Source organism: Nonomuraea terrae, from assembly GCF_004348995.1.
Lineage (GTDB): Bacteria > Actinomycetota > Actinomycetes > Streptosporangiales > Streptosporangiaceae > Nonomuraea > Nonomuraea terrae.
Genome location: NZ_SMKQ01000258.1, coordinates 1 through 11,742 on the forward strand (window position 1 = coordinate 1; position 11,742 = coordinate 11,742).

General features: G+C 71.3%; 9 protein-coding genes. 3 read left to right on the plus strand and 6 right to left on the minus strand.

The annotated features are described in order from the left end of the window. Window positions 1-264: 264 nt before the first annotated feature. Window positions 265-939 (minus strand): response regulator, encoded by a 675-nt coding sequence (locus E1286_RS42235; protein WP_132622217.1) that lies wholly within the window; start codon window positions 937-939, stop codon window positions 265-267. Further along, a complete protein-coding gene (locus E1286_RS42240; RefSeq protein WP_132622219.1) occupies window positions 936-2,627 on the minus strand; it encodes an ATP-binding protein in 1,692 nt (563 codons plus the stop codon). Before E1286_RS42240 ends, E1286_RS42235 begins: the two co-directional genes overlap by 4 nt. Before the next feature lie 138 nt (window positions 2,628-2,765). On the opposite strand from E1286_RS42240, the gene E1286_RS42245 reads away from it, so the two are divergent. Genes E1286_RS42245 through E1286_RS42255 form a run of 3 tightly spaced genes read left to right on the plus strand, consistent with a single transcriptional unit; the run spans window position 2,766 to window position 5,744 of the window. Continuing rightward, window positions 2,766-3,737, plus strand: coding sequence for a Bug family tripartite tricarboxylate transporter substrate binding protein (locus E1286_RS42245; protein ID WP_132622221.1), 972 nt, complete (start codon window positions 2,766-2,768; stop codon window positions 3,735-3,737). Next, window positions 3,737-4,222, plus strand: a complete 486-nt coding sequence (locus E1286_RS42250) for a tripartite tricarboxylate transporter TctB family protein (RefSeq protein WP_132622223.1) — start codon at window positions 3,737-3,739, stop codon at window positions 4,220-4,222. Before E1286_RS42245 ends, E1286_RS42250 begins: the two co-directional genes overlap by 1 nt. A 1-nt stretch (window position 4,223) precedes the next feature. Further along, window positions 4,224-5,744, plus strand: a complete 1,521-nt coding sequence (locus E1286_RS42255; RefSeq protein ID WP_132622225.1) for a tripartite tricarboxylate transporter permease — start codon at window positions 4,224-4,226, stop codon at window positions 5,742-5,744. A gap of 184 nt (window positions 5,745-5,928) precedes the next feature. Here the strand turns inward: E1286_RS42255 and gatB are convergent, their stop codons facing one another. From gatB to E1286_RS42275, 4 genes are all read right to left on the minus strand, one after another. Next, on the minus strand, window positions 5,929-7,416 hold the full coding sequence (gene gatB, locus E1286_RS42260; protein ID WP_132622233.1) for an Asp-tRNA(Asn)/Glu-tRNA(Gln) amidotransferase subunit GatB: 1,488 nt from the start codon (window positions 7,414-7,416) through the stop codon (window positions 5,929-5,931). A gap of 2 nt (window positions 7,417-7,418) precedes the next feature. Further along, window positions 7,419-8,909, minus strand: coding sequence for an Asp-tRNA(Asn)/Glu-tRNA(Gln) amidotransferase subunit GatA (gatA, locus tag E1286_RS42265; protein WP_132622227.1), 1,491 nt, complete (start codon window positions 8,907-8,909; stop codon window positions 7,419-7,421). Further along, the gene (gene gatC / locus E1286_RS42270; RefSeq protein WP_132622229.1) at window positions 8,906-9,205 is read right to left on the minus strand and encodes an Asp-tRNA(Asn)/Glu-tRNA(Gln) amidotransferase subunit GatC; all 300 of its coding nucleotides are present in this window, start codon (window positions 9,203-9,205) and stop codon (window positions 8,906-8,908) included. Before gatC ends, gatA begins: the two co-directional genes overlap by 4 nt. Before the next feature lie 90 nt (window positions 9,206-9,295). Then, the gene (locus tag E1286_RS42275) at window positions 9,296-11,368 is read right to left on the minus strand and encodes a putative bifunctional diguanylate cyclase/phosphodiesterase (protein ID WP_132622231.1); all 2,073 of its coding nucleotides are present in this window, start codon (window positions 11,366-11,368) and stop codon (window positions 9,296-9,298) included. Between the last annotated feature and the right edge of the window lie 374 nt (window positions 11,369-11,742).

The following is an 11,742-nucleotide window of genomic DNA, read 5'->3' on the forward strand; positions in this document are numbered from 1 at the left end:
GCCCGGCTCCCGGGCTCGATCCGGGCTCCTGCCGGTCCTGCGGGCCGAAGATGTCCCGGGAGACGCCGGGGGGCAGCCCTTCGATGCGCGGCTTCCTGGACTTGCCCGACGTGGGCAGAGGCACCGAGGCGAACGGGTCGGTCGGTGATTCGATCGGTCCGGCGTTACGCACGCCTCAATCTCCTCCCGGTCCGCAGCCAAGTCTCAGGCAACAGTAAGGCACGAGGATCGGCATATGTCACGGGAAATGGCTACGAGACTGTGTCAACCCAGCCATCGGTAACGGTGCTCCGGCCGCCCGGCGGTGCCGTACCGCGGCCGCAGCTCGGCCCGCCCCGCCGCGCAGAGATGTTCGAGATAGCGGCGGGCGCTCACCCGTGACAGGCCGGCGAGCTCGGCGGCCTCGGCGGCCGACAGGTCGCGGCCCGCATCCCGCAGCGTGTCCGCGACCAGCGCGCAGGTCGCCGCGGACAGCCCCTTCGGCATGGGCGCGGCCGTCTTGAGCGTGCCGAAGAGCCGGTCCACGTCATCCTGGCGGGCCTCGGCGCCGATGGCGGTCAGCCGGCTGCGGGTGTCGGCGTACTGCCGGAGGCGTTCGGACAGCGCGTCGGCGGTGAACGGCTTGATCAGGTAGTTGACCGCGCCGCCGCGCATGGCCTCCCTGACGGTGGGCACGTCGCGGGCGGCGCTGATCATGAGGACGTCCACGTCGTGGAGCTGCTTGAGCACCTCCAGGCCCGACATGTCGGGCAGGTAGATGTCGAGCAGCACGAGATCGGGCCGCAGCTCGGCCACCGCGGCCAGCGCGTCCGCCCCGTTGTGCGCCACCGCGACCACGCTGAACCCCGGCACGCGCGCCACGTACCCACTGTGGATCCGCGCCACCATGAAGTCGTCGTCGACCACCAGGACGCGCAGGTCGCTCCTGATCCCGCTCATGGCCTCGCCCCGCTCGGCGGGCTCGCTCGCACCGGCGCCGTCGTCCCCGGTGGCCGCTGCGGTCGCGGCGCTCGCTCCGCTCCTCCATCGGCCCACGGCGCTGCCTCGCCTGCCTTCGCGGGCAGGAGGGCGGTGAAGACCGCGCCGCCGTTGTTGCGGACGCGGACCCAGCCGCCCCGGCGCAGGCACGCCTGCCGGGTCAGGGCCAGGCCGAGGCCGCGCGGCCCCGAGTGGGCGGCCTTGGTGGTGAAGCCCTCCCTGAAGACCTCCTCCACCAGGTCAGGGGCGATGCCGGGGCCCGAGTCGCCGACCCGTACGTGCAGCCCGTCGGCGTCGGCCCGTACCGACACCTCGATCGTGCCCTCGGCGCCGTCGAGCGCGTCGATGGCGTTGGCGACCAGGTTGCCGACCACCAGGACGGCGTCCTGCGGGTCGCCGAGGGTGCCTTCGGGCACGCGGGAGTCGTCCGAGAGCACGAGCCGGGCGCCGCGTTCGGCCGCCTCGGCGGACTTGGCCAGCAACAGCGCGGCGAGGGTCGGCTCCTGGATGCGTTCGCGCAGGTCGGCGGCGTACGTTCCGCGCGTGGTGCGGGTGATGAAGCTGACGACCGCCTCGTGCTCGCCCAGCTCCAGCAGCCCGACGACCGTGTGCATCCGGTTGGCGAACTCGTGTGCCTGCGCCCGCAGCGCCTCCGTCGCGCTGCTGGTGTCGTCCAGCTCGCGAGCCAGGCGGACCAGCTCGGTGCGGTCGCGCAGGGTGACGACCCAGCCGCGGTGCCGGCCGCGTACCGACACCGGGGTGCGGTTGAGCACCAGCACGCGCTCGCCGTGCAGCACGATGCGGTCCTCGCCGGGGTCGTCGCCGCCGAGCACGTCGCGCATCCGGTCGGAGACCGGCAACCGCGTGAGGTCCTCCCCCGCGTCGATGGGGACGTCGCCGAGCAACTCGCGCGCCGCGTCGTTGACCAGCGTCACCCGCCCGGCCAGGTCGAGCGCGAGCACGCCCTCCTTGACGCCGTGCAGCACGCCCTCGCGCTGCTCCAGCAGCGCCGCGATCTCGCGCGGCTCCAGCCCGAACGTCTGCCTGCGCACCCGCGCGGTGATGAGGGCGGCCAGGGCCAGCCCGGCCAGCAGCACCGCCAGCGCGGTCCAGATCAGCGGCGGCAGCGCGTGGGCCAGCTCGCTGGTCACCGTGGTCTCCAGCACGCCGACCGAGACGAGCCCGATGACGGTGCCGTACTCGTCGCGGATGGGCGCCTTGCCCCTGACCGTCGTGCCGATCGTGCCGGTCTCGGTGCCGACCCAGCTCCTGCCCGTACGCAGGACCGGGCTGCCGTCGGTGGACAGTCGCTTGCCGATCAGCGAGGCGTTGGGATGCGCGTAGCGTCTCTGCTCGGCGTTGGCGATCACCACGTAGTCGGCGCCGGTCTCCTGCTGGACGCTCATGGCCAGCGGCTGCAGCACGGTCTCCGGCTGCGCCAGCGCGAACGCCTCCCGCACCTGCGGGAGCGCGGCCACCGACTGCGCGATCGCCAGGGCGCGCTGCTGGTGCAGGGAGTCGAGCTGGTCGCGCGTGTGCTCCGCCCACACTCCCGCCGTGCCGCCGACGGCCAGCAGCACGATCACCATCTGGAGCGCGAACAGCTGTGTCCCGAGGGAGGCGTCGCGGACCCGTCTCACCTTGCACATGGAAACAAACCGAGGTCACAGCCAGGTCGCGACCAATACGACCACTATGACGGCAACCGTGCAAAAGCTCGACGCGGACGGAAGGGCGTTTCACCATCCCAGTTCTGACACCGTGAAATAACCCCCCATGGAGTGATCATGCGCTTGCGCGTACTCGCCGCCGTCGCGGCACTCTCCCTCGGCGCGCTGACGGCATGCGGCGCGCAGGGCGGCGGCACGTCCGCCGACGCCACCTTGCGCATCATGGCGCCGGCCGCGCCCGGCGGCGGCTGGGACCAGACGTCCCGCGTGGCCGAGCAGGCGTTCAAGGCCGCCGACCCCCAGCGCAAGGTCGAGGTGTACAACGTGCCGGGCGCCGGCGGCACGATCGGCCTGGCCCAGCTCGCCGGCGAGAAGGGCAACGGCAACCTGCTGATGACCATGGGCCTGGTCATGGTGGGCGCCATCGAGCAGAACAAGTCCAACGTCACGCTCGCGGAGACCACGCCCATCGCGAAGCTGACCGAGGAGTACGAGATCGTCGTGGTCCCGGCGGAGTCGCCGTTCAAGACGCTGGCCGACATGGTGGCGGCGTGGAAGGCCGACCCGGCGAAGGTGTCGATCTCGGGCGGCTCGGCGGGCGGCACCGACCACATCGTGGCCGGGCTGATGGCCAAGGCCGCGGGCATCGACCCCAAGCAGGTCAACTACATCGCCCACTCCGGCGGCGGCGAGGCGCTGAACGAGCTGCTCGGCAACAAGGTCAGCGCCGGCATCTCGGGCGTCGGCGAGTTCGCCGAGCACGTGAAGTCCGGCAAGCTGCGGGCGCTGGGCGTCACGTCCGGTGAGCGGCTGCCCGACCTGGACGCCCCCACGCTGAAGGAGGGCGGCCTCGACGTGGAGCTGTCCAACTGGCGCGGCTTCGTCGCCCCCGCCGGGCTGTCCGAGGCCGACAAGAAGGCGCTGACCGACCTGGTCACCAAGATGCACGACTCGCAGCCGTGGAAGGACGCCGTGGCCAAGAACGGCTGGATCGACTCCTTCCAGACCGGCCAGCAGTTCGCCGACTACCTGAACGCCGAGCAGACGCGCGTGAAGGCCATCATCGCCGAGATGGGGCTCGTCTCCTGATGACTCGCTGGTGGCGGCCCGAGCTCGGGCTGGCGGCCGTGGTGCTGGTGCTGGGCGTGCTGGTCGTGGCCGGGACGCTCGACGTCTCGGCCGCGGCCTCCCAGCTCGGCCTCGGGCCGCGCTTCTTCCCCATGCTGGTGGGCGGCGCGATGGTGGTCATCGGCGTCTTCTACGTGGCCGACGTGCTGCGCGGCGGCCGCGCCGACCCAGAGGAGAGCGAGGACGTCGACGTGGACGCGCCCACCGACTGGCGCAGCGTCGGCCTGGTCAGCGGCATCTTCCTGGCGTTCGCCGCACTGCTGAACGTGCTCGGCTGGATCATCGGCGCGTCCCTGCTGTTCTTCGGCCTGTCGGTGGCCCTCGGCGCGGCACACAAGGGCCGTGCCGCGCTGATCGCCGTGGTCGTGGGCGTGGCGACGTACGCGCTGTTCGTCTGGGGCCTCGGCGTGTCCCTGCCGGGCGGACCGCTGGAAGGGCTGATCTAGCGTGACCTCGTTCCAGTTGCTGCTCGACGGCTTCGCCGCCGCGCTCACCCCCGTCAACCTCCTGTACGCGCTCGTCGGCGTCACCCTCGGCACCCTCGTCGGCGTGCTGCCCGGCATCGGGCCGGCGATGACGGTGGCGCTGCTGCTGCCCATCACGTTCACGGTGCCGCCGGCCAGCGCGTTCATCATGTTCGCCGGCATCTACTACGGCGGCATGTACGGCGGCTCGACCACGTCCATCCTGCTCAACACGCCCGGCGAGTCCTCCTCGATGATCACCGCGCTGGAGGGCAACAAGATGGCCCGGCGCGGGCGGGCCGCCCAGGCGCTGGCCACCGCCGCGATCGGGTCGTTCGTGGCGGGCACGATCGCCACCGCGTTGCTGGTCGTGGCGGCCCCGGCGGTGGTGAGCTTCGCGATCTCGTTCGGCCCGGCGGACTACTTCGCCCTCGCCATCCTCGCGTTCACGGCCGTGTCGTCGGTGCTGTCCCGCTCGATCGTGCGCGGCCTGGCCTCGCTCGGGCTGGGCCTGGTGATCGGGCTGATCGGCATCGACCAGCAGACCGGCCAGGCCCGGCTCACCCTCGGCATCCCGCAACTGCTCGACGGCATCGACGTGGTGATCGTCGCGGTCGGCCTGTTCGCCCTCGGCGAGGCCCTGTACGTCGCCTCCCGGCTGCGTCACGTGCCGCCCGAGGTCGTGCCGGTCGGGCGGGCGTGGATGGGGCGTTCCGACTGGCGCCGCTCGTGGCTGCCGTGGTTGCGCGGCACCGCGCTCGGGTTCCCGTTCGGCGCGCTGCCGGGCGGCGGCGCCGAGATCCCCACCTTCCTGTCGTACGCGGCCGAGAAGCGGCTGGCCCGCGGCGTGGCCCGCGAGGAGTACGGCAAGGGCGCCATCGAGGGCGTCGCCGGGCCGGAGGCGGCCAACAACGCCTCCGCGGCCGGCACCCTGGTGCCGCTGCTGACGCTCGGCCTGCCCACGTCGGCGACGGCCGCGATCATGCTGGCCGCCTTCCAGCAGTACGGCCTCCAGCCGGGGCCGCAGCTCTTCGAGCACAACCCGGCGCTGGTGTGGGGCATGATCGCCTCACTGTTCATCGGCAACGCGATGTTGCTGGTGCTGAACCTGCCGCTGGCGCCGCTGTGGGCCCGCATCCTGCGGATCCCGCGGCCGTACCTGTACGCCGGGATCGTGGTCTTCGCCGCCCTCGGCGTCTACGCCCTGAACGCCACCGTGGTGGACCTGTTCGTCCTGTACGTCCTCGGCCTGCTGGGCTACGCCATGCGGCGCTTCGGCCTGCCCGTCGCGCCGGCGGTGATCGGCATGATCCTGGGCCCGATGGCCGAGATCCAACTCCGCCGCGCCCTCGCCATCGGCGCCGGCGACCCCACCGTCCTGGTGACCAGCCCGGTAGCCGCCGTCTTCCTGGCCCTGGCGGCCCTGGCCCTTCTGACGCCCGTGTTCAGGAATCTGGCCGCCCGCCGCACCCGCGTCCCGCTCCCCTCCCGCGAGGAGGACTAGCCCCCTCCTGCGGGACCGCCCGGGCCGAGGTCCTTCATGGTACGGATCCGCACACGGCCCGCACCCTGGACCACCGATGGTCATGGGCCCGTCGCATGACGCGGCCCCGCCGATCCCTTAGGACCGGCGGGGCCGCGTATCGGGTCACATTCCTACCGGAGACCGGCAGGGCCGCGTGGCGGGGTCACTCCGAGACGCCGAGCTTGTCCAGGATGAGCTGGCGGGCGCGGGCCGCGTCGGCCTTGCCCTTGCTGGCTCGCATGACGCCGCCCACCAGGGCGCCCGCCGCGGCGATCTTCCCGGAGCGCACCTTCTCGACCGCGTCGGCGTTGTCGGCCAGCACCTTGTCGATGATCGCCGACAGCTCGCCCTCGTCGTTGACGATGCGCAGCCCGCGCTTCTCGACCACCTCGTCGGGCGTGCCCTCACCGGCCAGCACGCCTTCGAGCACCTCCCGCGCCAGCTTGTCGTTGAGCGCGCCCGAGGCCACCAGCTCGGTCACCCGGGCGATCTGGGCCGGCGTGATGGGCAGCTCGGCGAGCGACGTGCCGCTCTCGTTGGCACGCCGCGCCAGCTCGCCCATCCACCACTTACGCGCGTCGGCCGGCGGCGCTCCGGCCGCGACCGTGGCCTCGACCAGGTCGAAGGCGTCGGCGTTGTGCATGGCCTGCATGTCGAGGTCGGACAGACCCCATTCGGCCTGCAGCCGCTTGCGCCTGACCGACGGCAGCTCGGGCAGGGCCGCCTTCAGCTCGGCCACCCACGCCGGGTCGGGCGCGATCGGCACCAGGTCGGGCTCGGGGAAGTAGCGGTAGTCCTGCGCCTCCTCCTTGGACCGGCCCGAGGTCGTGGTGCCGCTGTCCTCGTGGAAGTGGCGGGTCTCCTGAGTGATCTTCCCGCCCGCGGCGAGGACGCCCGCCTGACGCTCGATCTCGCTGCGCACCGCCCGCTCGACGCTGCGCAGGGAGTTGACGTTCTTGGTCTCCGTACGGGTGCCCCACTCGGACGAGCCGCGCGGCATCAGCGAGACGTTGACGTCACACCGCAGCGAGCCCTCCTCCATGCGCACGTCGGAGACGCCCAGCGAGCGCATGATCTCGCGCAGCTCGGTCACGTAGGCCTTGGCCACCTCGGGCGCCAGCCGGTCGGTGCCCGGGATGGGCTTGGTGACGATCTCGACCAGCGGGATGCCGGCGCGGTTGTAGTCGACGATCGAGTAGTCGGCCCCGTGGATGCGCCCGGTCGCGCCACCCACGTGGGTGGACTTGCCGGTGTCCTCCTCCAGGTGGACCCGCTCGATCTCGATCCGCACGGTCTCGCCGTTGACCTCGACGTCGATGTAGCCGTCGAAGCAGAGCGGCTCGTCGTACTGCGAAATCTGGTAGTTCTTCGGCATGTCCGGATAGAAGTAGTTCTTCCGGGCGAAGCGGCACCACTCGGCGATCGAGCAGTTCAGCGCCAGGCCGATGCGGATGGTCGACTCGATGGCCATGGCGTTGGCCACCGGCAGGGCACCGGGGAACGCCAGGCAGGTCGGGCAGACCTGCGTGTTGGGCGGAGCGCCGAAGGCGGTCTTGCACCCGCAGAACATCTTCGACTTGGTGCCCAGCTCGACGTGCGTCTCCAGCCCGAGCACCGGCTCGAACCGGTCGAGCGCTTCGTCATAGAGCATCGTCATAGCGACGGGGCCTCCTTCAGCAGCGGGCCGCCCCAGCGGCTCTCCAGGGCCTGCTCCACGGCGGCGCCGACGCGGTAGCAGCGGTCGTCGGCCAGGACCGGGGCCATGATCTGCAGGCCGACCGGCAGGCCGTCCTCGTCGGCCAGGCCGCACGGCACCGACATGGCCGCGTTGCCGGCCAGATTGGACGGGATGGTGCACAGGTCGGCGAGGTACATCGCCATCGGGTCGTCGGTGCGCTCGCCGATGGAGAACGCCGTGGTCGGCGTGGTCGGCGACACCAGCACGTCGACCTGCTGGAACGCGGCCTCGAACTCGCGCGAGATGACCGTGCGCACCTTCTGTGCCTGGCCGTAGTAGGCGTCGTAGTAGCCGCTCGACAGCGCGTACGTGCCGAGCATGATGCGCCGCTTGACCTCGGGACCGAACCCGGCGGCACGGGTCAGCGCCATGACCTCCTCGGCGCTGCGGGTGCCGTCGTCGCCCACGCGCAGGCCGTAGCGCATGGCGTCGAAGCGCGCCAGGTTGGACGACGCCTCGGACGGCGCGATGAGGTAGTAGGCCGGCAGCGCGGTCGTGAACGACGGGCAGGAGACCTCGACGACCTTGGCCCCGAGCGACTCCAGGAGCTGCACGGCCTCGTGGTAGCGGGCCAGCACGCCCGGCTGGTAGCCCTCGCCGCCGAACTCCTTGACCACGCCGATGCGCATGCCGGCGATGTCGGGGTTCTTCGCGGCCTCGACCACCGACGGCACGGCCGCGTCGATCGACGTCGAGTCCATCGGGTCGTGGCCGGAGAACGCCTCGTGCAGCAGCGCCGCGTCGAGCACGTTGCGCGCGAACGGCCCAGGCGTGTCGAGCGAGCTCGCGAACGCGATCAGCCCGTAACGGGACGAACCGCCGTAGGTCGGCTTCATGCCCACGATGCCGGTCACCGCGGCGGGCTGCCGGATCGAGCCGCCGGTGTCGGTGCCGGTGGACAGCGGCGCCTCGTAGGCGGCCACGGCGGCGCTGGAGCCACCCGACGAGCCGCCCGGCACCTTCGTCAGGTCCCACGGGTTGTGCGTCGGCCCGAAGGCGGAGTTCTCCGTCGAGGAGCCCATGGCGAACTCGTCGAGGTTGGTCTTGCCCAGGATGACCAGGCCCGCCTCGCGCAGCCGCGCGGTCACGGTCGCGTCGTACGGCGGCCGCCACCCCTCGAGGATCTTGGAGGCGGCCGTCGTGGGCATGTCACGCGTGGCGAAGATGTCTTTGTGCGCGATCGGCACCCCGGCCAGCGGCCCGAGCTTCTCGCCGGCCTTGAGCCGGGCGTCGATCGCCCGCGCCTGCTCCAGCGTCGTCTCGCGGTCGACGTGCAGGAACGCCTGGACCTTGGGCTCGACCTCGGTCATCCGGTCGAGGTGCGCCTCGGCCACCTCGGCCGCCGTCACCTCGCCGCCGGCGATCATCGCGCCCAGCTCGGCGGCTGTCTTGCGGATCAGGCTCATGCCTCCTCCCCGAGGATGCGCGGAACCCGGAAGCGGTCGTCCTCGACGGCGGGAGCACCCGAGAGGGCCTGCTCCGGCGTCAGACACGGACGCACCTCGTCGGCACGGAAGACGTTGGTCAGCGGAAGCGCGTGCGACGAAGGCGGCACATCTTCGGCGGCGACCTCGGCGACCTTCGCGACCGACTCGATGATGGCATCGAGCTGGGTGGCGTAGTGGTCGAGCTCGTCGTCGGTCAGCGCCAGCCTGGACAACCGGGCCAGGTGTGCGACCTCGTCGCGGGTTATGGCGGACATGAGTCGGTTAACCCGTTTCGTGGATGGAGTCTTTGGACACTGCCATCCTAGGGGCCTTGACGGATTAGCCCCGAACCATTAACTCCAGCATCAGGCGGAGCGGCTGACCTCGGGCCGATAGCCGTAGCCGGCCCCGGGCCCGGCCGCGGGCCGCTCGCGCAGCCAGGCCGTGACGTCGGAGGCCGGCATCGGCTCGCCGAAGAGCCAGCCCTGCCCGACGTCGCAGCCCATCTCCGCCAGCCGTACGGCCACCTCGTCGGACTCCACGCCCTCGGCCACCGACCGCAGCCCGAGCGAGCGGACCAGGTCGACGATGGAGCGCACGATGCGGCAGTCGTCCTCGGACTCGGCGATCCGACGGACGAACGAGGCGTCGATCTTGACCTCCGACACCGCCAGCCGCTGCAGCCGGATCAGCGACGAGTAGCCGGTGCCGAAGTCGTCGAGCGCCAGCGGCACGCCCAGCGTGGCCAGCGCCTTGATCGTCTCCTGGGTGTAGGCCTGCTCGCCGGTCAGGATGCGTTCGGTGACCTCGAGCTGGATGGCCGTCGGCGGCAGCCCGTAGCGGGCCAGGCCCGCCTCCAGCCGCTGCGGCAGGGCCGCGCCGAGCAGGTCGCGCGCCGAGATGTTGATCGAGATCTGCAGCCGCGTCCCGTTGTGCCACCAGCGGGCGGCCTGCTCCAGCGCCTCCTCGATCACGTACGCCGTGAGCTGCCGCATCAGGTAGGACTGCTCGGCCAGCGGCACGAAGTCGGACGGCGCGATCGGCCCGTGCACCGGGTGGCGCCAGCGCAGCAGCGCCTCGACGCCCGGCACTTCGCCGGTGGCGAGGACGACCTTGGGCTGGTAGTGCAGGCGCAGCTCATGGTTGTCGATGGCGCGGCGCAGGTCGCCGAGGAGGGTGAGGCGTTCGGGAGAGTTGCGGTCCTTGTGCGGCTGGTAGAGCTCGACACCGGTACGCCCCTCCTTGGCCAGGTACATCGCCACGTCGGCCCGCTGCAGCAACAGCTCGAAGTCGGGCGCGTGATCGGGATACAGGGCGATCCCGACGGAGGCATCCATGTCGAACGTCATGCCCTCGAGGCGCACCGGCTCGGTGAGCGCGGCCCGCAGCCGGGCGGCCACCTCCCTGGCCGCGTGGGCGTCCCTGATGGACGGCAGCAGCACCGCGAACTCGTCGCCGCCGAGCCGCGCCACGACGTCGCCCGGGCGTACCGAATGGGTGAGGCGGTGGGCGACCATCTGCAGCAACCGGTCACCCACCGGGTGGCCCATCGTGTCGTTGACCTCTTTGAACCGGTCGAGGTCGAGCAGGAACAACCCCACCCGCTCGTCCTGGCGCACCTCGGCCAGCGCCTCTTCGGTGCTGACGACGAGCATCTTGCGGTTGGGCAGGCCGGTCAGCTCGTCGTGCAGGGCCTGGTGGTCGCGGCGCATGGACAGCGTGGCGGTGAAGTAGACGGCGGCCAGCGGCGCGACGAACAGCGGCACGAGCCCCGGCGAGTGGTTCATCACCACGACGACCAGGGGCGCCAGGCCGAGCAGCCCGGCGTACACCAGGCTCTGCGGGCCCACGGTGGCCTTGAGCACGCGCACGATCGAGCGCCGCTCGTGCAGCGCCACCGCGCCGCAGACGAGGGCCGCCCTGGTGGCGAAGTAGGCGATGCCGGCCAGCGCGATCGCCGGCAGGTCGCCGCCGTCCGGCACCCAGGGCACGGCCGGGCTCGGATGGATCCCGAAGGTCCCCAGGACGACGGCGGCGGCGGTGAGCGCGATGGTGGACTGCGCGATGTTGAACATGACCCGATGCCACGACTTCCGCGTGACCACGCCGTTCAGGGCGACGGCGATGGCCTGCATGAGCACCGCGACGGGCAGCCCGAAGTGCAGCAGCACCGCGAAGGTGAACATGGTGGACGGGTACGTGCCGCCCACGGCGGTCGACGAGGACACCATGACCGGCCTGAGCTCGCCGAGGATCACCAGCACCATGAGCACCCAGAACAGCGGCGTGCGAGCCAGCCCGACCAGGTCGGTCAGGTCCAGCCGCACCATGGCCACCACCAGGGCGGTGAAGCCGATCACGGTGATCCCGGCGAGGTACGCCCACAACGGCGTGCCGACGCGGGGACCGGTGTCGCGGGTGTCGGTTGGGTCAGTCATCGGTAACAGAACCCCCATCAGGTCACTATGGGAGAGTACGACCTTCACCCCACTTCGCGAAACCGAGCGCGTACGTTCCGTCACTTCTCCTTTCCGACATATACCCAAAAAGCACACTGTGTAGCAACACGTACACACTATGCCGCGATAAATCCCACCGATTCGGGCGCGACGCCGACGGGCAAGGTCGTCAGAAGCAGTCGAAGTCCCGGAGGCCGCGCAGGCACACGAATGAAGTCCGCCAGAACCTGACGATCAAGCGAATCTCCGACATGTTCGTCGCCATCGCCGCAATGTGCCGCAACGCCGCCTATCAAGCCGACCTTCCAGACCGCCTCCACGCCCTGCGCCCCCGACCGCTACCGCCGCCCGCC

What these genes read in the sequence shown, in the direction of transcription:
- E1286_RS42235 (WP_132622217.1), bottom strand. Translation starts at nt 939, where the DNA reads ATGAGCGGGATCAGGAGCGACCTGCGCGTCCTGGTGGTCGACGACGAC.
- E1286_RS42240 (WP_132622219.1), bottom strand. Translation starts at nt 2,627, where the DNA reads ATGTGCAAGGTGAGACGGGTCCGCGACGCCTCCCTCGGGACACAGCTG.
- E1286_RS42245 (WP_132622221.1), top strand. Translation starts at nt 2,766, where the DNA reads ATGCGCTTGCGCGTACTCGCCGCCGTCGCGGCACTCTCCCTCGGCGCG.
- E1286_RS42250 (WP_132622223.1), top strand. Translation starts at nt 3,737, where the DNA reads ATGACTCGCTGGTGGCGGCCCGAGCTCGGGCTGGCGGCCGTGGTGCTG.
- gatB (WP_132622233.1), bottom strand. Translation starts at nt 7,416, where the DNA reads ATGCTCTATGACGAAGCGCTCGACCGGTTCGAGCCGGTGCTCGGGCTG.
- gatA (WP_132622227.1), bottom strand. Translation starts at nt 8,909, where the DNA reads ATGAGCCTGATCCGCAAGACAGCCGCCGAGCTGGGCGCGATGATCGCC.
- gatC (WP_132622229.1), bottom strand. Translation starts at nt 9,205, where the DNA reads ATGTCCGCCATAACCCGCGACGAGGTCGCACACCTGGCCCGGTTGTCC.
- E1286_RS42275 (WP_132622231.1), bottom strand. Translation starts at nt 11,368, where the DNA reads ATGACTGACCCAACCGACACCCGCGACACCGGTCCCCGCGTCGGCACG.